Below are 21,673 nucleotides of genomic sequence, written 5' to 3' on the forward strand. Positions count from 1 at the left end.
ATCAGCCGACTGGGCGATAGCCGTAAATCCAGTCGAGATCCGCGGCGAGGCTTTGCGGCGGTTTCAGCGACAGCACGATATCCCGGCCGAGACGGATCGGTCCGCTCGCATGATAGGCAAAACGGTTAAAAGCGCCGCGCTGGCGGAGCTTGGCGATGCGCGGCATGCGATGCCGTTCAAAGAGCGAGATGGCTTCGGAAACCGGGCGGGTGGCGAGGAAGGCTGCAAGCTCGAATGCATCCTCGATCGCCATCGCGGCCCCCTGTGCCGCAAAGGGCATCATGGCATGTGCCGCATCGCCGATCAGCACGATCTTGTCACCGTCCTGCCATTTGCCCGGCGTTGCCTCGAAAAGCGGCCAGAAGGTGATGTCGCTGCGCCGCCCGAGCAAACCGGCAATAACAGGATGCCAGCGACGGAAGCGTGACTGCAGAAGCTCCTGCTGAGCCTGTGTCGGCTCGCCTTGCCAGGCCTGCGGCGCGATATTGCCGGCGGTAATCGCCACCATGTTGAAGCCGCCGGTTTCCTTCAGCGGATAGCAGACCATATGCGCCGAGGAGCCGAGCAGGGCCGAGACGCTGGTGCGGTCCAGAAAGCCCGGCGCCTCTGCTTCTGCGATGGTAAAACGGAAGGCGACGTTTCCGGAGAATTGTGGGGCAGGGGCGCCCGGTATTGTCTGCCTCAGCCTGGACCAGACGCCATCGGCGCCGATGATGACATCGGCCGGGCGCCGGCCCTGTGGCAAGTCTGATTCGAAACGTGTTCCGAGATGGAGCGCGCAGAGCGGATTGGCGCTGACGGCATCCAGCAGGGCCTTCTGAAGCGTCTTGCGATGCAGGACGCCGTAGGGCGCTCCCCAGCGGTTCCTGGCAAAACTTCCGGCCGGGACAGCTGCAAGTTCGCGCAGCGAACTGCCCGAGATCAGCCGGATGGATTGCGGCTCGAGCCAGAGGCTGGTCAGCCGATCGAGCACACCGAGTTCGGCAAGCACGCGCGATGCATTGGGAGAGATCTGCAGGCCGGCACCCACCTCGGCAAGCTCGGGCGCCTGTTCGAAAATATCCGAACTGATGCCACGTCTTGAGAGTGCCAGAGCAGCCGTCAGTCCGGCAATTCCGGCACCGATAATGGCGGCATGTTCGACCGGCATGGGATATCCGATCTAAAGAGGGGGGAAATTACGCCGCCTTGACGAGGAAGACGCAGCCGGGCGGGTTTGTCTGGTTGGACTTCAGCGAAGCATTGTAGCGGTAGAGGGTCGAGCAGTAGGAGCAGACCTTCTCATTGTCTTCGCCCATATCGATGAAGATATGCGGATGATCGAAGGGAGCGGATGCGCCGGTGCACATGAATTCCTTGACGCCGACTTCGATAACGCGGTGACCGCCGTCGTTCTGGAAGTGGGGAATGCTGTGGCCGGCCATGTCTGTCTCCGAATGCTTTGAAATTCTGCGCGGACTTTATAGGCCTTCGAAGCAAAAGTGTAGTGCCAAAGCATGGCTCCATTGCGAGTTTTTGGCTTCACGCTGAAAGGCCGCTCGACTATGGTCTCGCCAAATAAGGACGGCCCGATGAACCTGAATACGCCTGCATTTTCAAGCTTCACCCATGATGGACTGAAACTCGCTTTCTTCGATGAGGGTGAACCCTCCGGCCCGCCGGTGCTGCTGATCCATGGCTTTGCTTCGTCGGCGAGCGTCAACTGGGTTCATCCGGGCTGGCTGAAGACCCTAGGGGATGCCGGTTACCGTGTCATTGCCATCGACAACAGAGGGCATGGCGCCAGCGACAAGCCGCGCGATGCCGAAGCTTACAGGCCATGGTTCATGGCTGGTGACGCGATCGCGCTGCTTGATCATCTCGGTATTTCCGAGGCCAATCTGATGGGCTACTCCATGGGCGCCCGCATCTCCGTCTTTGCGGCGCTTGCCCATCCACACCGCGTCCGCTCGCTGGTGCTCGGCGGCCTCGGTATCGGGATGACGGATGGGGTGGGCGATTGGGACCCGATCGCCGATGCGCTGCTTGCACCGTCGCTTGCCGACGTCATCCATCAGCGCGGCCAGATGTTCCGCGCCTTTGCCGAGCAGACGAAGAGTGACCGCGAAGCCCTTGCCGCCTGTATCAAGGGTTCGCGCGATCTGGTTGCCCGCGCTGACATGGGCAAGATCGATGCGCCCACCCTGATCGGAGTTGGGACGAAGGACGATATTGCCGGTTCTCCCCAGGAGCTTGCAGCGCTGATGCCTCACGCCGAAGCACTCGATATTCCCGGCCGCGACCACATGCTCGCCGTGGGTGATCGGGTGTTCAAGAAGGCCGTCCTGGAATTCTACGCAAAGGTCGCTGCCGGCTGACGTCCCCGGCAGGTGACATAAACGTGATTTCAAAGAAAAACATGCTGAACCGGTGTGCCGCGGGCACCCATTTATGTTATCGGCGTTTTCCTCTATATAATCGCATTCCAACGGGAAATGAGGAGGCCGGAAATGGTCGCTAAGACGGATATCCGCACGCTGGAGGGAGCCCATCCGCTGAAGGTGATGGACCCTATCTGGGACAGCCTGCGAGAAGAAGCGCGCCTCGCTGCGGAAAGCGATCCGGTGCTGGCGGCCTTCCTTTATTCGACGGTCATCAACCATCGCTCGCTCGAAGAATGCGTCATTCACCGCATCTGCGAGCGCCTCGACCATCCCGACATGCAGGCAAACCTGCTGCGCCAGACCTTTGAGGAAATGCTCGAGGACTGGCCGGAATGGAGCTCGATCCTGCGCGTGGATATCCAGGCAGTCTATGATCGTGACCCCGCTTGCCTGCGCTTCATGGAAGCCGTTCTGTACTTCAAGGGCTTCCACGCGCTGCAGACGCACCGGCTGGCGCATTGGCTGCTGAACCGCGGCCGGCGCGACTTCGCGCTTTACTTGCAGAGCCGCTCCTCCAGCGTCTTCCAGACGGACATCAATCCGGCCGCTCGCATCGGTAAGGGTATCTTCCTCGACCACGCGACCGGCCTCGTCGTCGGCGAAACGGCTGTTATCGGCGATAACGTCTCCATCCTGCATGGTGTGACGCTCGGCGGCACCGGCAAGGAGGGGGCCGATCGTCACCCGAAGATCGGCACGGGCGTCATGATCGGCGCAGGCGCAAAGATCCTCGGCAATATCGAGATCGGCTTCTGTTCGCGCGTCGCTGCCGGCTCCGTCGTCCTGAAGGCGGTGCCGCCAAAGACCACGGTGGCAGGCGTGCCCGCCAAGGTCGTCGGTGAAGCGGGCTGTTCCGAGCCTGCCCGGGTGATGGATCAGGTTATCGGCGCCGATATCTGAGCCTTCATTGGAAAAATGCGTAAAAGCGCCTAGATCCCGGTGGAGACAGTCACTGCTAACACGAGCTCGCGACCTTTACAGCGCAGCTTTACCTGTGCAAGAAGCGGCCAACCGAGATCGCTTACGGAGATCAAAAGAGTGAAGCCTGAAGAAATCAAGAAGCTCGACGCCTATTTCAAACGCACGCTGAACCCGCAGATCGTGGTGAAGGCGCGTCCGCGCAAGAACGACTCCGCGGAAGTCTACATTGGCGAAGAATTTCTGGGTGTCATCTACATCGATGACGAGGACGGCGACCGTTCCTACAATTTCTCGATGGCAATTCTCGACGTCGATCTCTGATCGCCGTCACATCGATCAAAAGCCGTGGATCGCCAGGCGATACACGGCTTTTTTGTTTGCGCCGATCGCCAAATACGCTGGTTCACTAAAATTTCTGCTAACCCTGTGGTTGCAGTCGCCTGATATATTTTAGCAAAATCAATAAAAGACGAACGTGCCCAAAAATCCGGTCTTTAGCGCTGACAGCGGGTGCAACCATTGGGTGTTTTGCGATGCACAAGACTACTTGACTCTTTGTGCGTTGCAGCTACCCTCTGCTTGCAACTGCCAATTGGAGGATGGTCATGTTCAATTTCGACGATACAAACCGGAAGAGCAAGGAAGCCGTAGATTCGATGCTCAAGAGCTATTCCGATACTGCCAAGGGTTTCCAGGCGATTGCCTCCGAGGCGGCCGAATATTCAAAGAAGTCCTTCCAGGATGCCGTCACCCATTTCGAGACGCTGTCAGGCCTAAAGAGCTTCGAGGCGGCCTTCGAATTGCAGACCAATTATGCGAAGTCTTCCTATGAGGCTTTTGTTTCCGAAGCGACCAAGCTCGGCGAAATGTATGCCGACCTCGCCAAAAATGCTTACAAGCCCTACGAAGCACCGATGGCCGCCGCTGCCGCCAAGGTCTCGAAAGCCACTCCGGTAGCCCCCGCCGCCGCATAAATCTTGTGGCGCGTTGCGCGCCGCCTATTGAAAATCAAAGACCGGCACCGCATTTGCGGCCGGTCTTTTTTGTTTCCCGAAGCGCGCCCTGGTTTTTACGCAGACTTTTTTGGCCTTTGCGTCAAGTCCTGCGGAATTGTGATTGCAGTCGGAAACAAGGGGCTTAAAATCGCTCTATTATGAACTACCTTAGGGTTTCAGATATTCGTCGGGAAAGCACCCCTCCCATGCTGCCTGCCGGATTGATTGAGGAATGAATGACAATGATCGCCAGACCGATCCGGATGCAAAACGACAGCGAAAGGAACGGGGATAACGGAAATCGAACCTCGGTCATCACGCGCACCAAGCCGAAGACCAAGAAGCCTAATCTCTATCGCGTACTGCTTTTGAATGACGACTACACCCCAATGGAATTCGTCATCCATATCCTGGAGCGTTTTTTTCAGAAGGATCGGGAAAGTGCCACCCGCATCATGCTGCATGTCCATAACCACGGCGTCGGCGAATGCGGAATATTCACATACGAGGTAGCGGAAACCAAGGTGAGCCAGGTGATGGACTTTGCCCGGCAGCACCAGCATCCGCTGCAATGCGTCATGGAAAAGAAGTGAGGAACTGAACGTGCCAACATTTTCGCCTAGTCTTGAGAAGGCGCTCCATCAGGCACTGACCTTTGCCAACGAGCGGCACCATGAATATGCGACGCTCGAGCATCTGCTGCTCGCCCTGATCGACGATGCCGATGCGGCCGCGGTCATGGGTGCCTGCAATGTCGACCTCGACGCGCTTCGTAAAACGCTCCTGGAATATGTCGATAACGAACTCTCCAACCTGGTCACCGGTTATGACGAAGACTCCAAGCCGACGTCAGGTTTCCAGCGCGTCATCCAGCGCGCGGTGATCCATGTCCAGTCTTCCGGCCGCGAGGAAGTGACCGGCGCCAACGTGCTCGTTGCGATCTTCGCCGAGCGCGAAAGCCATGCTGCCTATTTCCTGCAGGAACAGGAAATGACCCGCTACGACGCCGTCAACTATATCTCCCACGGCATCGGCAAGCGCCCCGGCGTTTCCGAAAGCCGGCCGCCGCGCGGCGCTGAGGACGAGTCCGAATCCAAGCCGACCGCACGCGGCGGCAACGAGGAAGAAAGCGGGCCGAAGAAGCAGCAGGATGCGCTGAAGGCCTACTGCGTAAACCTCAACGAGAAGGCCAAGGGCGGCAAGATCGACCCGCTGATCGGCCGTCACGCCGAGGTGAACCGGACCATCCAGATCCTGTGCCGCCGCTCCAAGAACAACCCGCTCTACGTCGGTGATCCCGGCGTCGGCAAGACCGCTATCGCTGAAGGCCTTGCCAAGCGCATCGTCGAAGGCAAGGTTCCGGAAGCTCTGGCCGATGCCACGATCTTCTCGCTCGATATGGGCACGCTGCTTGCCGGCACCCGCTATCGCGGTGACTTCGAAGAGCGCCTGAAGCAGGTCGTCAAGGAACTGGAAGAATATCCGGGCGCCGTGCTCTTCATCGACGAAATCCACACCGTCATCGGTGCTGGTGCAACGTCGGGCGGAGCCATGGATGCATCGAACCTCCTGAAGCCGGCTCTGTCTTCGGGCGCGATCCGCTGCATCGGTTCGACCACCTACAAGGAATACCGCCAGTTCTTCGAGAAGGACCGAGCTCTGGTCCGCCGCTTCCAGAAGATCGACGTCAATGAGCCGTCGATCGATGATGCGATCGAGATCATGAAGGGTCTGAAGCCCTATTTCGAAGAGTACCACCATCTGCGCTACTCGAACGAGGCGATCAAGCAGGCCGTCGAGCTGTCGGCCCGTTACATTTCGGACCGCAAGCTGCCCGATAAGGCGATCGACGTCATCGACGAGACCGGTGCCGCCCAGATGCTCTTGCCGCCGTCCAAGCGCCGCAAGCTGATCACCGAAAAGGAGATCGAAGCGACGATTGCGACGATGGCCCGCATCCCGGCAAAAACCGTCTCGAAGGACGACGAAGCCGTTCTTGCCAATCTTGAGCAGGAACTGCGCTCGGTCGTCTATGGTCAGGATGTGGCAATCGAAGCCCTGTCCACCGCGATCAAACTGGCACGCGCGGGCCTCCGCGAGCCGAACAAGCCGATCGGTGCCTATGTCTTCTCCGGTCCCACCGGCGTCGGCAAGACGGAAGTCGCCAAGCAGCTTGCCGCCTCGCTGGGCGTCGAGATTCTGCGCTTCGATATGTCGGAATACATGGAGCGGCATACGGTTTCCCGTCTGCTCGGTGCACCTCCCGGCTATGTCGGCTTCGACCAGGGCGGCCTCTTGACCGATGGCGTCGACCAGCATCCGCATTGCGTGGTCCTGCTCGACGAAATCGAAAAGGCGCATCCGGATATCTACAATATCCTGCTGCAGGTCATGGACCACGGTACGCTGACTGACCATAACGGCAAGAAGATCGACTTCCGCAACGTCATCTTGATCATGACGACCAATGCGGGCGCTTCGGAAATGGCCAAGGCCGCCATCGGCTTCGGTTCGTCCAAGCGCACCGGCGAAGACGAAGAGGCTCTGACCCGCCTGTTCACGCCGGAGTTCCGCAACCGTCTCGACGCGATCATCCCGTTCGCGGCGCTGCCGACGGCCGTTATCCACAAGGTCGTGCAGAAGTTCATTATGCAGCTGGAAGCTCAGCTCTCCGAACGCAACGTCACCTTCGACCTGCACGAGGATGCGATCGCCTGGCTGTCAGAAAAGGGTTACGACGAGAAGATGGGTGCCCGCCCGCTGTCCCGCGTGATCCAGGAAAACATCAAGAAGCCGCTGGCGAACGAAATCCTCTTCGGCAAGCTGAAGAAGGGCGGCGTCGTCAACGTCACCGTCGGCCCGAAGGAAGATGGCAAGCCGGGCCTCATTCTGGAAGCCATTCCGGAAACAGCACCTATCAAGCCGAAGCCGGAAGCCGAACTGGTTCATCCGGGAGCGGTCAATGAGGATGATGGCGAGCTAAAGACCAAGCCGGTCAAGAAGACGAAGGCCAAGACCGTGCCGCAGCCTGAACCGGAAGTCCGCGATGCTCCCAAGAAGGGCTCGACGGTTCCGAAGGTTCCGCGCAAGAAGTAAGTTTTGCAACAGACAATGAAAAAAGGCGGCTGCGAAGCGGCCTTTTTGTTTGCTCCAAAGCATGTCGCGCGAAAGCGTGTAGTGGTTTGCGATAACGATATGGGCAAGAAAAGACCTAAAGCGTGGCAGCGACACGCTTCAGGATGTCAGAGCTTCGCGTAGTCGATCTCGAGGAAGTCTGCGACCTCGGGTATCCAACGGTCGCGCACGAAGGCGACATGCAGCGGGTGGACATTATAGGCGTCGTAACCGGCCTGGTCGTCGAACTCCATCGAGAAGCCGAAGGTGAAATCGTTCTTTGGGCTCGTCTGGCGAAGTTGCTCGAAATTTCTGACGCTCGGGATCTGCTTGAGCGTCAGCGCCTCATCGAGAAAAGCCTTTTCTTCGGCAGAGCCTGCAGCCTGCTTCAGGCGGAATGCAACGGTGTGGCGGATCATGATTTCCTCCTAAATCGATGAAGCAATTTAGTATTCCGAAAAATAAGGCGGCGCTTCCGTTACGCGAGTTCCGACTTGATTTTCTCCGCGTTTGCGGCGAGCACCGCGCCGTCCTCCATCTTGCCGGAATGCGGCTTGAGTGCCACGCCCTCATGCCGCGGGATGACATGGAAATGCAGGTGGAAAACGGTCTGACCTGCTGCCGGCTCGTTGAACTGGGCGATGAACACACCATCTGCGTCGAAGGCTTCCTTGACGGCATTCGCGACTTTCTGGACGACGGTGATCGTATGGGAAAGGGAAGCCGGATCAGCATCGAAGATATTGCGGGAAGGTGCCTTCGGCAGGACCAGAACATGGCCCGGCGCTTGCGGCATCACATCCATGAAGACAACGGTCTTGTCGTCCTCGTAGACGCGATGCGACGGGATCTCGCCGCGCAGGATCTTGGCGAAGATGTTGTTGTCGTCATAGGCAGCGCTGGTCATGGCGAAATCTCCTCGTGTTTGCCTTGATCGCGTAGCGCGGCGGAACCAAGCGCGTCAATCCTCCTGCAGCCTTTCGCCTTTGCGGAAGGGAGTGTGTTCGGCAAGCATCTCATTCATATATTCGACATCCTCCCGCTCGCGCTCGAGATAGTCGGCAACGGCGCGCCGCAATCCCGCATGGGCGATATAGTGGGCGGAATGCGTTGTCACCGGCAGGTAGCCGCGGGCAAGTTTATGTTCGCCCTGGGCACCGGCCTCCACCTTCTTGAGGCCCTTTTCCAGCGCAAAATCGATGGCCTGATGGTAGCAGACCTCGAAATGCAGGAAGGGGTGTTCTTCGATGCAACCCCAGTGCCGCCCGTAGAGCGTATCACCGCCGATGAAATTGATGGCGCCTGCCACATAGCGGCCGTCGCGTTTGGCCATGACGAGCAGGATGTCGTCGGCCATGCGCTCGCCGATCAGCGAATAGAATTTGCGCGTCAAATAAGGCCGGCCCCATTTGCGGCCGCCGGTATCCATGTAGAAGGCGAAGAACTGGTCCCAGATTTTTTCGGTCAGGTCCTTGCCGGTCAGCCAGTCGATGGTGATGCCGTTCTCAACCGCCGTTCGACGCTCCTTGCGCAGTGCCTTGCGCTTGCGGGAGGCAAGCGTTTCCAGGAACGCGTCGTGATTGGCATAGCCTTCATTGATGAAGTGGAACTGTTTGTCCGTGCGATGCAAATAGCCGTCGGTCTCGAAGACAGGCATCTCGTCCTCGGGCACAAAAGTGATATGGGCCGAGGAAATATCGAGGCGTCGGACGACCTCCTTGAGGCTTTCCGCCATGGCATTCTGAATTGGCAGGCGGGCAAGGCCTTCGGTCACAAGCAGGCGCGGGCCGGTGGCGGGCGTGAAGGGGATCGAGCACTGCAGCTTCGGATAATAGCTGCCGCCGGCCCGTTCAAAAGCGTCGGCCCAGCCATGATCGAAGACATATTCGCCCTGACTGTGGTTCTTGAGATAGCCGGGCAAGGCGCCGACCAGTTCACCCTTGTCCGTCTCCAGAAGCATGTGATGGCCAAGCCAGCCGGTCTGCGCAGTGGCAGAGCCGGATTCTTCCAGCGACGAGAGAAAGGCATGCGAGACGAAGGGATTATAGGCGACGCTGTCGCACGTCTTCGATGCTCCCGAAAGCCTGGACCAGCGGTCGGGGGAAATTGCGGTGAATGATCGCTCGATGCGGATGGAAAGTTCGTCTGACGATTCGTCTGTCATGAAGCAAATGCGAAGCCGTTGGGGGAGGGAGTTGGCTCCCTCCCAGTCTGCGCACGATCTTGTCGAAAAAGCGAGCGTCAAACTGCCGCGCGCGGATCGAAGCCTTCGAAAGTCATTTGATCGGCATTCTCGAAAGTCTGCTTGCGAGCCTGTTCATCACGCACCGTCCAGGTGATGACCGGAACGCCCTTGTCGCGCTGGTCGGTGATGAACGGGTTCGGCAGGTCGGCATAATAGTAGGAAATGAAATCGAGGCCGATCTCCATCGCCTTCTCATGCCCTGCATATTCCTCCGGCGTATTGCCGTTGGCCGTCAGCCCGATCGGGTAGGGCGCGTTGAGCTCCTTGAGATCCTTCAGCAGCCAATGGTCGAAGCTCATCAGCGCAACCTTGCCCTCATAGCCCTCGAGTACGTCGAGAACGGATTCGGCAAAGCCCTCGTCGTCGGCTTCGCGGCCCTTGAGTTCCAGCACAAGCGGCACCTTGCCCTGCACGAGCGCGAGAAGCTGCTTCAGCGTCGGCACCTTGTCCTTCGTGCCGCCGACGGCGATCAGCCCGAGTTCCTGGGAGGTCCGTTCCCGCACATCGCCCTTGAGGTTGCAGAGGCGTTCCAGATCTTCATCATGGAAGATGACCGGCACGGCATCCGAGGCGTAATGCAGGTCGCATTCGATGGCGAAGCCCGCTTCGACGGCCCGTGAAAAAGCCGAGAGCGTGTTTTCCCAGACGACATTGTTGAGGTCGTGGTAGCCGCGGTGCGCAACCGGCAGCTCTTTGATCCAGGCGGCATTCGTCATTATGCGATTTCCATGATAGCATCTATTTCGACTGCTGCACTGAGCGGCAAGGCTGCCATGCCGACGGCAGCGCGGGCATGTTTGCCGGCTTCGCCGAGCACGCCGGCGATCAGGTTCGAGGCGCCGTTGATAACGAGGTGCTGCTCGACAAAATCAGGCGCCGACGCGACGAAGCCGTTGAGCTTGATGACGCGGCGGATGCGGCCGAGATTGCCGCCGAGCGCTGCCTTTGCCTGAGCAAGAATGTTGATGGCGCAAAGCTCTGCGGCACGCTGGCCAGTGGCAACATCGACAGTCTTGCCGAGGTGGCCGGAGACGGCAACCTTACCGCCTTCGAGCGGCAGCTGGCCAGAAATATAGAGAAGGTTGCCGCTGATGACATAGGGGACATAATTGGCGGCGGGTGCTGCTGCCTCGGGCAGGGTTATCCCCATTTCCGACAGGCGCGTTGCGATTACATCGGACATTTTCGTCTCCGCTTTTGTTGTCAATTCTTCAAAAAGAATGCATCAAGACTAGAATCTTTAATGTGACAGTTTCGAGCCTCGATTTGGCCGAAAGCGTTCTTATAACATCGCGGACGAGTCCAACAGGAGTTAATGAATGTTCCGATCGTCACTTGCCGCTCTTCTTCTCGCAAGCGTTTCCGCCAATGCCTGGGCGGCCGCGCCGGCGACGAGCGCTGCGATCGCAACCGGGCTCGTCGCTCACCGCGCCATCTACGACCTGGAACTGAAGGACGCTTCGGAACGCTCCGGCATCTCCTCCATGTATGGCCGCATGGTCTATGAGTTCGACGGCAATTACTGCGAAGGCTTCACCACGAATTTCCGCTTCGTCACCCAGATCGACACCGGCGACAACGTGCGTGTCAGCGACCAGCAGACCAAGACCTTCGAGAGCCTGAAGGATGGCAAGTTCACCTTCGATACCAAGTCTTTCACCGACGATCAGCTCGACAAGGAAGTCAACGGCGCGGCTCAGGATAAGCCGGAAGGCGTGAAGGTCGACCTCACGCAGCCGGCAAGCCGTGAGCTGCAACTCGAGGAAAGCCGCTTTCCGACCGAGCACATGCTCGACGTCATTCAGAACGCCAAGGATGGCAAGCGCTTCTTCGAGGCTCGCGTCTTCGACGGCTCCGACGATGGCGACAAATCCCTGGTGACAACGACGATCGTGGGTAAGCAGGAGACTCCGGTCACGAATGAGGCTGATGCAGGCAATGCCGGCGAGTTCGCCAAGGCCGCCTTCTGGCCCGTGACGATCTCCTATTTCAACGAGAATGCCAAATCCGACACCCTGCCGGTCTACCGCATGTCGTTCAAGCTCTATGAGAACGGCATTACGCGGGATCTGACGATGGATTACGGCGATTTCGTCCTGACCGGCAAGCTTGCCAAGCTCGAGCTTCTCGACAAGAAGGCCGCGCCGGTCTGCCAGTGAGGCCGCGTCTGCGACAAGCTTAAGCATCTGTCATAAAATATTATTTCTAGTACAGCTAAACTGTCGTCCCGCAGATGAGTCATCGCGGGCCGGTCTTTGTGGAAGTCTGCCTTTTCCGACCCTACATAGTGGATGGCCCAGTTGCTCAGATAATGGGTTTACAATTCGTAAGACCAATTGCGCCGCAAGCCGAGAAAGACGACCCGAATGGCCGATACCGATCTCGCAACTGTTCAGACTGCTTCCCTGCCGGCCATTGCCGCCGATCCTGCGGAAGTCGCCCGCATTACAGACACCATCAGTATTACAGACCGCGCCGGAATTTCCGTTTACGGCGATCGCGCCCAGCAGGCCGTCAGTGACTATGCCGACAGGATCCTGCGCGAGGTGCGCAACAAGGATCTCGACGATGTCGGCAAGCTTTTGACCGATATCATTCTGAAATCCAAGAGCCTCGATCCCGCGTCCCTCAAGGACAAGGGTTTCCTGAGCCGTATGTTCCTCTCCGCCAAGGCGCGCCTCGAGCGCTTCAAGGAGGAGTTCGAGGATGTTGCAGGCCAGATCGACCGCATCGGCCTGGAGCTCGACCGCCACAAGGATACGCTGCGTCGCGACATCGCCCTGCTCGACGATCTGCATGAAGAGACGAAACAGTCGATCGTAAAGCTCGATGCCTATGTGCAAGCAGGCAAGAACTTCGCCGAGCATTTCCGCTCGGTCGAGCTGCCGAAATTGAAGAGCGCAGCCGACGCTGCAGTCTCCGGCCCCGGTGGCGGCATGCTGGAAGCGCAGACCTATCAGGACAGCCTCCAGGCGCTCGACCGGCTGGAAAAGCGCATCTTCTATCTGCAGCAGGCCCGCCAGCTCGGCATCCAGCAGCTTCCGCAGATCCGCATCGTCCAGGCCGGCGATGAAACACTGATCGAGAATCTGCAGGCAACCTCGGCGCTGACTGTGCCTGCCTGGAAGCAGAAGATGGTCATCCTCCTCGGGCTCACGCAGCAGAAATCGGCCCTCGACCTGCAGAAGTCGGTGACCGACGCCACCAATGACATGATCCGCCAGGCCTCGGAAATGATGAAGGATCAGGCGATCGCCATCGAGCAGCAGTCGCAGCGCGGCATCGTCGATATGGAGACGCTTGCCAAGGCCAATCAGGATCTGATCGACACCGTCACCGGCGTGCTGCGCGTGCAGGAAGAGGGCCGCAAGAAGCGGGCCCAGGCCGAGCAGCAGATGGAACAGCTGACGATCGATCTCAAGAAGGCGATGACCCAGGCGTGACCGGCAAAACCATGATCCGCTCATTCCTCTGCGCACTGGCGCTATCTGGTCTCGCGGCGTTGGCAGGCTGCGATGCTTTCAGCAGCGGGCCAAATTTCTCGATCGTTTCCGGCTCGGAAAACACCGTCCTGCAGCCGATCGTCGAGGAGTTCTGCAAGGAGAAGCACGCGACCTGCTCCTTCAAATATGAAGGCACGCTCGATATCGGCCTTGCGCTGCAAAGCGATCAGGGTGTCGAGCAGGATGCCGTCTGGCCGGCCTCCAGCGTCTGGGTCGACATGTTCGATACCAAACGCAGGGTCAAGGACCTGACGTCGGTGGCGCAGACGCCCGTCATCCTCGGCGTGCGCAAGTCGAAGGCCGAGCAGCTCGGCTGGGTCGGCAAGGATGTCTTCATGAAGGATATCCTGGCAGCGGTGAACAGCGGCTCACTGAAGTTCCTGATGACATCGGCTACCCAATCGAATTCCGGTGCCAGCGCCTATCTCGCCATGCTCTCCAGTGCGCTCGGCAACAAGCCAGTGATCGAGCCCGGCGATCTCGACGACAAGACGGTTCAGGACACCGTTCGAAGCCTGCTTGCCGGTGTTGCGCGCTCCTCCGGCTCTTCGGGCTGGCTCGCCGACCTCTATACGGATTCCGCCAGCAAGGGCACGATCTACGATGCCATGTGGAATTATGAGGCGGTCATCAAGGAAACCAACGACAAGCTCACGGGTATGGGCAAGGAGCCGCTTTACGCCATCTATCCTGCCGATGGCGTAGCGATGGCGGATTCGCCGCTCGGTTTCGTCGATCATGGCCGCGGTCCCCAGGTTCAGACCTTCTTCAAGGACCTGCTCGCCTATCTGCGCTCGCCCGATGTTCAGAAGAAGATCGCCGAAACCGGTCGCCGCCTGCCGCTCGGCAGCGTCGCCGCTGAGCCGCAGCCGAGCTGGAATTTCGATCCGGCCAAACTGGTGACCGCGATCCGTATGCCGGAACCGACAGTGATCCGCCAGGCGCTTACGCTCTATCAGGCGGCACTGCGCAAACCGTCACTGACGGCGCTCTGCCTCGATTTCTCCGGCTCGATGCAGGGGGACGGCGAGAACAGTCTGCAGCAGGCGATGCGTTTCCTGTTCACGCCCGAGGAGGCCAGCAAGGTGCTGGTGCAGTGGTCGCCGGCCGACCGTATCTTCGTCATTCCTTTCGATGCCAATGTCCGCGATATCTTCTCGGCTTCGGGTGACACGATGGAGCAGCAGGGGCTTCTCAACGCAGTTTCTGGTCAGCATGCCGGCGGCGGCACCAATATGTATGCCTGCGCCGACAGGGCGCTCCAGCAGATGGCGAAAACCGCGGACCTGTCCAGTTATCTGCCGGCGATCATCATCATGACCGACGGCAGATCCGATGACCAGAGTGCGGCCTTCATGAGCGATTGGAACGCGATGGAACCACGCGTGCCGATCTTCGGCATTACTTTCGGCGATGCGGACAAGACCCAGCTGGACAGTCTGGCGACAGCGACGGCGGCACGCGTCTTCGACGGACGCTCGGACCTTGCGGCAGCGTTCCGCACCGCACGCGGTTATAACTAGGACCGGCATGGGTAACTGGCTCGGCAATGATGGCAACTGGATCGTGGCGGGAGTGGTGACGGCCATTCTCGTCCCCATTCTGACTTTTGCTGCCGGCATGCCGTTCTGGATTGCCGCTGTCATCGGCCTCCTAGTTTTTGCCGGCCTCGTTTTCCTGCTGGCGCCACGCAGGCTTTTCGAAGGTCTCGATATCAAGGTGATCGGCCGCGGTCGCGTTGCCTTCGCGAGAGAATTGCTGGAAGGGGCTGTGCCCGCCGCACAAAGGCTGGAGACGGCCGCGGACGATATTACCGACAAGCAGACGGCGGCGCGCGTACGCCACCTGGCGGAAATCGCCGCCGATGTCTTCCGCGAGGTGGAGGCGAGGCCGGAAAGTGCCAATTCCGTACGCCGTTTCCTCAGCTACTATCTGCCGCGTGCGGCCGAAGTTGCCGAGGGCTTTGCGGCAATCGAGGCGAAACGCGCGCCTGACGTCAAGCAGTTGGAGGATGTCCGCGCCGTGCTGGTGAAGCTCGAGGATGCCTTCGTTCATTATGCCGACAGCCTTGTCGATGCTGAGCTTGGCACGCTCGATACCGACCTGCGCCTCATCCAGGCATCGCTCAAAGAGGATCTCGGACGCTGATGGCCCTTTCCCGCCGCGCCTTTGGAGTTGGACTGCTCGCCACCGGTATTGCCGGCACGGGCGGCTATTTCGCCGTCCGCGACAGGCCGGAACTGCAGGGCCTGCTGGGTACGCGCACAAAGCTGTTCGGCTTCATCGGCGGCGAAAAGGAGGCTTTCCTTGCCGATCCCGATGTCGTTGACGCTATCAAGGGCTACGGCCTTTCGATCGACAGTCGCGTCGCCGGCTCGGTCGAAATGGTGCGCGAGCGGGCCTTGCTTTCGCAGAACCCGCAATTTCTTTGGCCGTCCTCCTCCATCATGGTGGATATCGCCCGTCAGAGCGGCGTGAAGATCCGCGATGACAGGGTCATGCTGAACACGCCTGTCGTCGTCTACACGTGGCAGCCGGTCGTGGACGGGCTGATCAAATCGGGCCTCGTGACGGTAATCAACGGCCATCACCAGCTCGACCTGAAGGCGCTGCTTGATGCCATCCTTGCCGGGACGGATTGGTCGAAACTTGGCGTCAATGCACTCTACGGCCGGGCGCGCATCGTCTCCACCGATCCGAACCGGTCGAATTCGGGCTTCATGTTCTCGGGCCTCGCGCTCAGCCTCTTCAGCGGCAATGTCGCGACATCAGACGATCTCGCCCAATACGGCGGCAAGGTGCAGTCGATCTTCCGCAATATGGGTTTCAAGTCGCCATCGTCAGGCAAGCTGTTTGACCAGTATCTGGCAGGCGGCCTCGGTGGCGAACCGATGATTGTCGGTTATGAGAATCAACTCGTCGAATGGGCGCTCGCCGATGCCGACCGATGGAGCCGCATCCAGTCGGGGCCGGGCGCCAAGCCCGTCGTCCTCTATCCGCGCCCGACGGTCTATTCGGCCCATCCGCTGATCGTCGTCGACGAAACGGCCGAACGCCTGATCGAGGCGCTGACGAGCGCCCGCCTGCAGGAGCTCGCCTGGACCAAACACGGCTTTCGCGGGCCGCTCGGCATGGCGACCGGTGATACCAAAGGGCCGATTGCCGGCCAGTTGCCGGCCGAGATCGATGCCGTGCTGCCGATCCCGGACGCCGGCGTGATGCTGTCGCTGCTGAACATGCTGGCAAGCTGAGCCGGCAACGCGTATATATTGCAGGCGCGGCTCATTCGTCCGTTCTCGTCAGATTTTTTGGCGCAAGCCTTGCTTTTGCAGGAAATCGAATGTAAGGCCACGCGCATTCCACACGTAAGGCATGGGATCGTCCGGGAGAAATCCGGCTTTTCCGCCCGGTGGCATCTTCGAAGAGGATGCTGTTCGCCTTGCGGAGGTTCAACCGGAAAAGGAGTAACAAGGCATGGCATTGCCTGATTTTTCTATGCGCCAGCTTCTGGAAGCCGGCGTCCACTTCGGTCACCAGACTCACCGCTGGAACCCGAAGATGAAGCCGTACATTTTCGGCGATCGCAACAACATCCACATCATCGACCTGGCCCAGACCGTTCCGCTGCTGTCGCGCGCCCTGCAGGTCGTGTCCGACACCGTTGCTCGTGGCGGCCGCGTTCTCTTCGTCGGCACCAAGCGTCAGGCTTCCGAGCTGATCGCTGACTCGGCCAAGCGTTCTGCCCAGTACTACGTCAACTCGCGTTGGCTCGGCGGCATGATGACGAACTGGAAGACGATCTCCAACTCGATCCAGCGCCTGCGCAAGCTCGACGAAATCCTGTCGTCCGAGCAGTCTGGCTACTCCAAGAAGGAGCGCCTGACCCTCGAGCGCGAGCGCGAAAAGCTCGATAAGGCCCTTGGCGGTATCAAGGACATGGGCGGCACGCCGGACCTGATGTTCATCATCGACACCAACAAGGAAAAGATCGCGATCGACGAAGCCAAGCGCCTCGGCATCCCGGTCGTCGCCATCATCGACTCGAACTGCGATCCGGACCTGATCGACTATCCGATCCCGGGCAACGACGACGCTTCGCGCGCCATCGCTCTCTACTGCGACCTGATCGCCCGCGCTGCCATCGACGGTATTGCCCGTCAGCAGAGCGGATCGGGCCGCGACCTCGGCGCTTCTGCGGAAGCTCCGTTCGAGCCGGCGCTCGATGAGGCGACCGAAGCCTGATAAAAGCAGGCGGAGCAAAGCTCCGTCAAAGCTTGCAAAGATTGGGAAAGGCCGCTCGCGACTCTTTGAAGTTCGGCGGCCTTGCCCTTTTCAGGCGGAAGCTGTGACTGCTTTTGCCTCAATGAATTCTGTTGTGACGCGTCTTCATAACGCTGTCATACATACAGGTACATTTCGTGCCTCAATCCGGTGCCGCGCCGCAAACTGCGGGCACCGCTTGAACCGACAAGAGGAAACTTATGACCGAGATTACGGCTGCACTGGTGAAGGAACTGCGCGAAAAGTCCGGCGCAGGCATGATGGACTGCAAGAAGGCGCTGACCGAGACCAACGGCGACATCGAAGCCGCGATCGACTGGCTGCGCGCCAAGGGCATCTCCAAGGCCGACAAGAAGTCGGGCCGCGCCGCTGCTGAAGGTCTGGTCGCCATCGCCGGCGCCGGTCACAAGGCCGTTGTCATCGAACTCAATTCCGAAACCGACTTCGTTGCCCGTAACGATGCCTTCCAGGATCTCGCACGCGGCATCGCCGAAGTTGCGCTGTCCACGGACGGTACGGTTGAAGCCATTTCGGCTGCGACCTATCCGGCATCCGGCAAGCCGGTCGCCGACACCGTCAAGGAAGCAATCGCGACCATCGGCGAGAACATGACGCTTCGTCGTGCGGCCAAGCTGGAAGTCGAGCACGGCGTTGTCGCGACCTACATCCACAACGCTGCCGGCGACGGCATCGGCAAGCTCGGCGTTCTCGTTGCTCTGAAGTCGGTCGGCGACAAGGCCGTTCTGACGTCGATCGGCCGCCAGGTTGCCATGCATATTGCTGCTACCAACCCGCTGGCGATCCGCGCCGAAGAAGTCGATGCCGCAGTCGCCGAGCGCGAACGCAACGTCTTCATCGAGCAGTCCCGCGAATCCGGCAAGCCGGAAGCCATCATCGAGAAGATGGTCGAAGGCCGCATGCGCAAGTTCTTCGAGGAAGTGGCTCTTCTCTCGCAGTCTTTCGTTATCAACCCGGACCTGACGGTCGGCGCTGCGATCAAAGCAGCCGAAAAGGAAGCCGGCGCCCCGATCGAAGTCGTCGGTATGGCTCGTCTGCTCCTCGGCGAAGGTGTCGAGAAGGAAGAAACTGACTTTGCAGCCGAAGTCGCCGCTGTCGCCAAGGGCTGATCTTGCTGCCGTATTTGGGAAAACCGAAGGGCATCGCGTGACAACGCGGTGCCCTTCGTGTATCGGGCAATTGCGGCAATATACGAGGAGCCAACATGACGTCGGAACCAATCTATAAACGTGTTCTACTCAAGGCTTCCGGGGAAGCCATGATGGGAAGCCAAGGCTTCGGGATCGACGTTGCGGTGGCGGACCGCATCGCGTCCGACATTGCCGATGCACGGCAGATGGGCGTCGAGGTCGGCGTCGTCATTGGCGGCGGTAACATTTTCCGCGGCGTGGCGGTTGCGTCCAAGGGCGGCGACCGCGTCACCGGCGACCACATGGGTATGCTCGGCACCGTCATCAATGCGCTCGCACTCGCGACCTCGCTGCGCAAGCTCAACATTGACACGGTGGTTCTGTCGGCCATTTCCATGCCGGAAATCTGCGAAAGTTTCTCTCAGCGCGCCACGCTGTATCACCTGTCGCTCGGCAGGGTGGTGATCTTTGCCGGCGGAACCGGCAATCCCTTCTTCACCACCGATTCTGCTGCAGCGCTGCGCGCTGCCGAAATGGGTGCCCAGGCGATCTTCAAGGGTACACAGGTAGACGGCATCTATACCGCCGATCCGAAGAAAGATCCGGAGGCGACGCGTTTCGACCATCTGACCCACAAGGAGGTTCTCGACCGGGGCCTCGCCGTTATGGACGTCGCCGCTGTTGCGCTCGCACGCGAGAATTCCATTCCGATCGTTGTTTTCTCGATCCACGAGAAGGGACGTTTCGCTGAAATCTTGACGGGTGGTGGTCTCAAGACCATCGTATCCGACAACTGATAGGGAGCTGCGCGGTTGCCGGCGCAAATCTTCTGATACGGGAGCATAGACATGAGTGAAGGTATCGATATCAAGGAACTGAAGCGCCGCATGGATGGTGCCATTTCCGCGTTCAAGAGCGACATTGCATCGCTGCGTACGGGCCGCGCTTCGGCCAACATTCTCGACCCGGTGACGGTTGAAGCCTATGGTTCGCGCATGCCGCTGAACCAGGTCGCCAACATCACTGTTCCGGAGCCGCGCATGTTGACGGTATCCGTCTGGGACAAGAGCATGGTCGGCGCCGTGGATCGTTCGATTCGCGAATCGAATCTCGGCCTGAACCCGATCGTCGACGGCCAGAACCTTCGCATTCCGCTGCCGGAACTCAACGAAGAGCGCCGCAAGTCTCTCGTCAAGGTCGCTCATGACTATGCCGAAAAGAGCAAGGTTGCGATTCGCCATGTTCGCCGAGACGGCATGGACGGCCTTAAGAAAGCCGAAAAGGATGGCGTAATCGGCCAGGACGAAAGTCGGGCACAGTCGGAACGCGTTCAGAAAATGACGGACGAGACGATTTTGGAAATCGACCGCTTGCTTGGCGAGAAAGAAAAGGAAATCATGCAGGTCTAGTATACTTGCGTCCTTGCCAAGAAAGACCGGACGGAAAATGTCGGAAACCTCATTTTTGACTGCGCCAGAACATGTTGCCATCATCATGGATGGCAACGGTCGTTGGGCAAAGCAGCGCGGCCTGCCGCGGACGATGGGACACCGCAGGGCGGTCGAGACCGTTCGCCAGACCGTGCGCACTGCCGGCGATCTTGGCATCAAATACCTGACGCTCTTTGCCTTCTCCTCGGAGAACTGGCGTCGCCCGGAGGCTGAGGTCACTGACCTTCTCGGCCTGCTGAAGGCCTTCATCCGCAGTGACCTGGCCGAGCTTCATCGGCAGAATGTGCGCATCAGGGTGATCGGCGACCGCGTCAACTTGCGCAGCGATATCCTCAAGCTTCTGCTGGAAGCCGAGGAGACGACCAAGGCCAATACGGCGCTGACACTCGTCATCGCCTTCAACTATGGTTCTCGCGATGAGATCGCCCGCGCCATGATGAGCCTCGCCAAGGATGTGGAGGAGGGGCGCCTCAGATCGCAGGATATCACCCCTGCGCTGATCGACGCCCGGCTCGATACAGCCGGCATCCCCGACCCTGATCTCATCATCCGCACCAGCGGTGAAGAGCGGCTGTCCAATTTCCTGTTGTGGCAGGCCGCCTATTCGGAATTTGTCTTCCTGCCGGAATACTGGCCGGATTTCAGCCGCGAGCTTTTCCTGTCGGCACTCGAGAAGTTTGCCTCGCGCGATCGCCGCTTCGGCGGTCTTTCCGCGCAGGCTGCTGCAGTGAACACCTGATGAAGCAGGAACTGAAGCTCCGCATTGTTTCAGGCCTGATTCTCGCAATCATCGTTCTTGCCGCCACGTGGTATGGCGGCTTTATCTTCCGCGCCGTGGCGGCGGCGATCGCGCTTCTGATCTATTACGAATGGTCGACGATCACAGGGATCGTGCGCGACCCGGTGACCAACGTGCTCGGCTGGGTGGGCGAGGTGCTGGTTGCCCTGCTCGTTCTGGCGGGTGCGTTCGAATATGCGTTCGGAATGCTGATTGCCCTGACTGCGGTCGGCATTGCCATGATCTTCCTGCATCGTGCCAGCCGCTGGTTCGCTCCGGGGCTTTTATATGCCGGCGGCACCGGATTGGCGCTTGCGGCGATCCGCGGCGATGAAACGCTTGGCCTCTACGCGATGCTCTTCATCTTCGCCGTGGTCTGGGCGACCGATATTCTCGCCTATTTCGTTGGGCGCGCGCTTGGCGGTCCAAAGCTTGCTCCGCGCATATCGCCCGGCAAGACCTGGTCGGGCGCAGTCGGTGGCGCCATTTCAGCCGTCATCGCCGGAGCCGTCATTGTCCATTTTTTGATTCCGGAAGCCCTGGATCGTGCCGCGGTGATCGCGCTCGTCCTGTCCGTCTTCAGCCAGTCAGGCGATCTTTTCGAAAGCTTCATCAAGCGAAAATTCGGCGTGAAGGACTCCAGCCGTCTCATTCCGGGGCATGGCGGCGTCATGGATCGTGTCGATGGACTGATTTTTGCCTGTTTTTCAGCGTTCTTGCTTGCTGGCCTTTTTTCGCTGATAAAGGGCGGCGGAACGCCGTCGCTCGGTGCGGCATTGTTCGGCCTTTGATCATTACGGCCAGATAGAAGAAG

The 21,673-nt window shown here is 59.5% G+C and carries 24 protein-coding genes; 17 read left to right on the forward strand and 7 right to left on the reverse strand.

Annotated elements, in window-relative coordinates; genetic code table 11:
* Position 1: 1 nt before the first annotated feature.
* Together AB8B33_RS07575 and AB8B33_RS07580 are read right to left on the reverse strand one after the other, a co-directional pair.
* Positions 2–1,150 carry an FAD-dependent monooxygenase gene (locus AB8B33_RS07575; protein WP_439014866.1) on the reverse strand — a complete coding sequence of 383 codons (1,149 nt, stop codon included), beginning with the start codon at positions 1,148–1,150 and terminating at the stop codon, positions 2–4.
* 28 nt (positions 1,151–1,178) lie between these two features.
* Entirely contained in the window at positions 1,179–1,424 is a 246-nt protein-coding gene (locus AB8B33_RS07580; protein ID WP_113322789.1) for a zinc-finger domain-containing protein, read from the reverse strand.
* A 147-nt stretch (positions 1,425–1,571) separates the two neighbouring features.
* Here AB8B33_RS07580 and AB8B33_RS07585 point away from each other — a divergent pair, with 147 nt between their 5' ends.
* From AB8B33_RS07585 to clpA, 6 genes are all read left to right on the forward strand, one after another.
* A complete protein-coding gene (locus AB8B33_RS07585) occupies positions 1,572–2,357 on the forward strand; it encodes an alpha/beta fold hydrolase (RefSeq protein WP_439014867.1) in 786 nt (261 codons plus the stop codon).
* Between the two features lie 132 nt (positions 2,358–2,489).
* Positions 2,490–3,323: a serine O-acetyltransferase gene (gene cysE, locus AB8B33_RS07590; RefSeq protein ID WP_007827405.1), complete on the forward strand. Its 834-nt coding sequence runs from the start codon at positions 2,490–2,492 to the stop codon at positions 3,321–3,323.
* A 138-nt stretch (positions 3,324–3,461) separates the two neighbouring features.
* Positions 3,462–3,665 carry a DUF3126 family protein gene (locus AB8B33_RS07595; protein ID WP_007827403.1) on the forward strand — a complete coding sequence of 68 codons (204 nt, stop codon included), beginning with the start codon at positions 3,462–3,464 and terminating at the stop codon, positions 3,663–3,665.
* A 284-nt stretch (positions 3,666–3,949) separates the two neighbouring features.
* Positions 3,950–4,318 (forward strand): phasin family protein, encoded by a 369-nt coding sequence (locus AB8B33_RS07600; protein WP_007827401.1) that lies wholly within the window; start codon positions 3,950–3,952, stop codon positions 4,316–4,318.
* Between the two features lie 263 nt (positions 4,319–4,581).
* Positions 4,582–4,932 carry an ATP-dependent Clp protease adapter ClpS gene (clpS, locus tag AB8B33_RS07605; RefSeq protein WP_037072724.1) on the forward strand — a complete coding sequence of 117 codons (351 nt, stop codon included), beginning with the start codon at positions 4,582–4,584 and terminating at the stop codon, positions 4,930–4,932.
* 10 nt (positions 4,933–4,942) lie between these two features.
* On the forward strand, positions 4,943–7,435 hold the full coding sequence (gene clpA, locus AB8B33_RS07610; protein WP_439014868.1) for an ATP-dependent Clp protease ATP-binding subunit ClpA: 2,493 nt from the start codon (positions 4,943–4,945) through the stop codon (positions 7,433–7,435).
* A gap of 146 nt (positions 7,436–7,581) precedes the next feature.
* On the opposite strand, the gene AB8B33_RS07615 is transcribed toward clpA, so the two are convergent.
* The 5 genes from AB8B33_RS07615 to AB8B33_RS07635 form a co-directional block, all read right to left on the reverse strand.
* Entirely contained in the window at positions 7,582–7,872 is a 291-nt protein-coding gene (locus AB8B33_RS07615) for a Dabb family protein (protein WP_439014869.1), read from the reverse strand.
* A 59-nt stretch (positions 7,873–7,931) separates the two neighbouring features.
* Positions 7,932–8,360, reverse strand: a complete 429-nt coding sequence (locus tag AB8B33_RS07620; protein ID WP_439014870.1) for an HIT family protein — start codon at positions 8,358–8,360, stop codon at positions 7,932–7,934.
* A gap of 54 nt (positions 8,361–8,414) precedes the next feature.
* Positions 8,415–9,617: a GNAT family N-acetyltransferase gene (locus AB8B33_RS07625; protein WP_113322795.1), complete on the reverse strand. Its 1,203-nt coding sequence runs from the start codon at positions 9,615–9,617 to the stop codon at positions 8,415–8,417.
* Positions 9,618–9,694: 77 nt separating this feature from the next.
* The gene (locus tag AB8B33_RS07630; protein WP_439014872.1) at positions 9,695–10,414 is read right to left on the reverse strand and encodes a glycerophosphodiester phosphodiesterase; all 720 of its coding nucleotides are present in this window, start codon (positions 10,412–10,414) and stop codon (positions 9,695–9,697) included.
* Positions 10,414–10,881: a RidA family protein gene (locus tag AB8B33_RS07635; protein WP_113322799.1), complete on the reverse strand. Its 468-nt coding sequence runs from the start codon at positions 10,879–10,881 to the stop codon at positions 10,414–10,416. Before AB8B33_RS07635 ends, AB8B33_RS07630 begins: the two co-directional genes overlap by 1 nt.
* 136 nt (positions 10,882–11,017) lie before the next feature.
* On the opposite strand from AB8B33_RS07635, the gene AB8B33_RS07640 reads away from it, so the two are divergent.
* From AB8B33_RS07640 to AB8B33_RS07690, 11 genes are all read left to right on the forward strand, one after another.
* Entirely contained in the window at positions 11,018–11,857 is an 840-nt protein-coding gene (locus AB8B33_RS07640; RefSeq protein ID WP_310389484.1) for a cell envelope integrity EipB family protein, read from the forward strand.
* A gap of 207 nt (positions 11,858–12,064) precedes the next feature.
* The gene (locus AB8B33_RS07645; protein WP_439014873.1) at positions 12,065–13,141 is read left to right on the forward strand and encodes a toxic anion resistance protein; all 1,077 of its coding nucleotides are present in this window, start codon (positions 12,065–12,067) and stop codon (positions 13,139–13,141) included.
* Positions 13,142–13,152: 11 nt separating this feature from the next.
* Positions 13,153–14,724 carry a substrate-binding domain-containing protein gene (locus tag AB8B33_RS07650; RefSeq protein ID WP_439017198.1) on the forward strand — a complete coding sequence of 524 codons (1,572 nt, stop codon included), beginning with the start codon at positions 13,153–13,155 and terminating at the stop codon, positions 14,722–14,724.
* 7 nt (positions 14,725–14,731) lie between these two features.
* Positions 14,732–15,349 (forward strand): 5-bromo-4-chloroindolyl phosphate hydrolysis family protein, encoded by a 618-nt coding sequence (locus tag AB8B33_RS07655; RefSeq protein WP_439014874.1) that lies wholly within the window; start codon positions 14,732–14,734, stop codon positions 15,347–15,349.
* On the forward strand, positions 15,349–16,452 hold the full coding sequence (locus AB8B33_RS07660; protein WP_439014875.1) for a hypothetical protein: 1,104 nt from the start codon (positions 15,349–15,351) through the stop codon (positions 16,450–16,452). The genes AB8B33_RS07655 and AB8B33_RS07660 overlap by 1 nt, the downstream gene beginning before the upstream one ends.
* 223 nt (positions 16,453–16,675) lie before the next feature.
* The gene (gene rpsB, locus AB8B33_RS07665; protein ID WP_439014876.1) at positions 16,676–17,443 is read left to right on the forward strand and encodes a 30S ribosomal protein S2; all 768 of its coding nucleotides are present in this window, start codon (positions 16,676–16,678) and stop codon (positions 17,441–17,443) included.
* Between the two features lie 239 nt (positions 17,444–17,682).
* The gene (tsf, locus tag AB8B33_RS07670) at positions 17,683–18,609 is read left to right on the forward strand and encodes a translation elongation factor Ts (RefSeq protein WP_113322811.1); all 927 of its coding nucleotides are present in this window, start codon (positions 17,683–17,685) and stop codon (positions 18,607–18,609) included.
* 95 nt (positions 18,610–18,704) lie between these two features.
* The gene (gene pyrH / locus AB8B33_RS07675; protein ID WP_007822401.1) at positions 18,705–19,427 is read left to right on the forward strand and encodes a UMP kinase; all 723 of its coding nucleotides are present in this window, start codon (positions 18,705–18,707) and stop codon (positions 19,425–19,427) included.
* A gap of 51 nt (positions 19,428–19,478) precedes the next feature.
* The gene (gene frr / locus AB8B33_RS07680; RefSeq protein WP_113322813.1) at positions 19,479–20,039 is read left to right on the forward strand and encodes a ribosome recycling factor; all 561 of its coding nucleotides are present in this window, start codon (positions 19,479–19,481) and stop codon (positions 20,037–20,039) included.
* A gap of 37 nt (positions 20,040–20,076) precedes the next feature.
* Positions 20,077–20,820, forward strand: a complete 744-nt coding sequence (locus tag AB8B33_RS07685; RefSeq protein ID WP_029869054.1) for an isoprenyl transferase — start codon at positions 20,077–20,079, stop codon at positions 20,818–20,820.
* Positions 20,820–21,650, forward strand: a complete 831-nt coding sequence (locus AB8B33_RS07690) for a phosphatidate cytidylyltransferase (protein WP_439014877.1) — start codon at positions 20,820–20,822, stop codon at positions 21,648–21,650. Before AB8B33_RS07685 ends, AB8B33_RS07690 begins: the two co-directional genes overlap by 1 nt.
* The last annotated feature ends 23 nt before the right edge of the window (positions 21,651–21,673 follow it).

Origin of the sequence: Rhizobium sp. 768_B6_N1_8 (genome assembly GCF_051811225.1) — a bacterium.
In the GTDB taxonomy this organism is placed as follows: Bacteria; Pseudomonadota; Alphaproteobacteria; order Rhizobiales; family Rhizobiaceae; genus Rhizobium.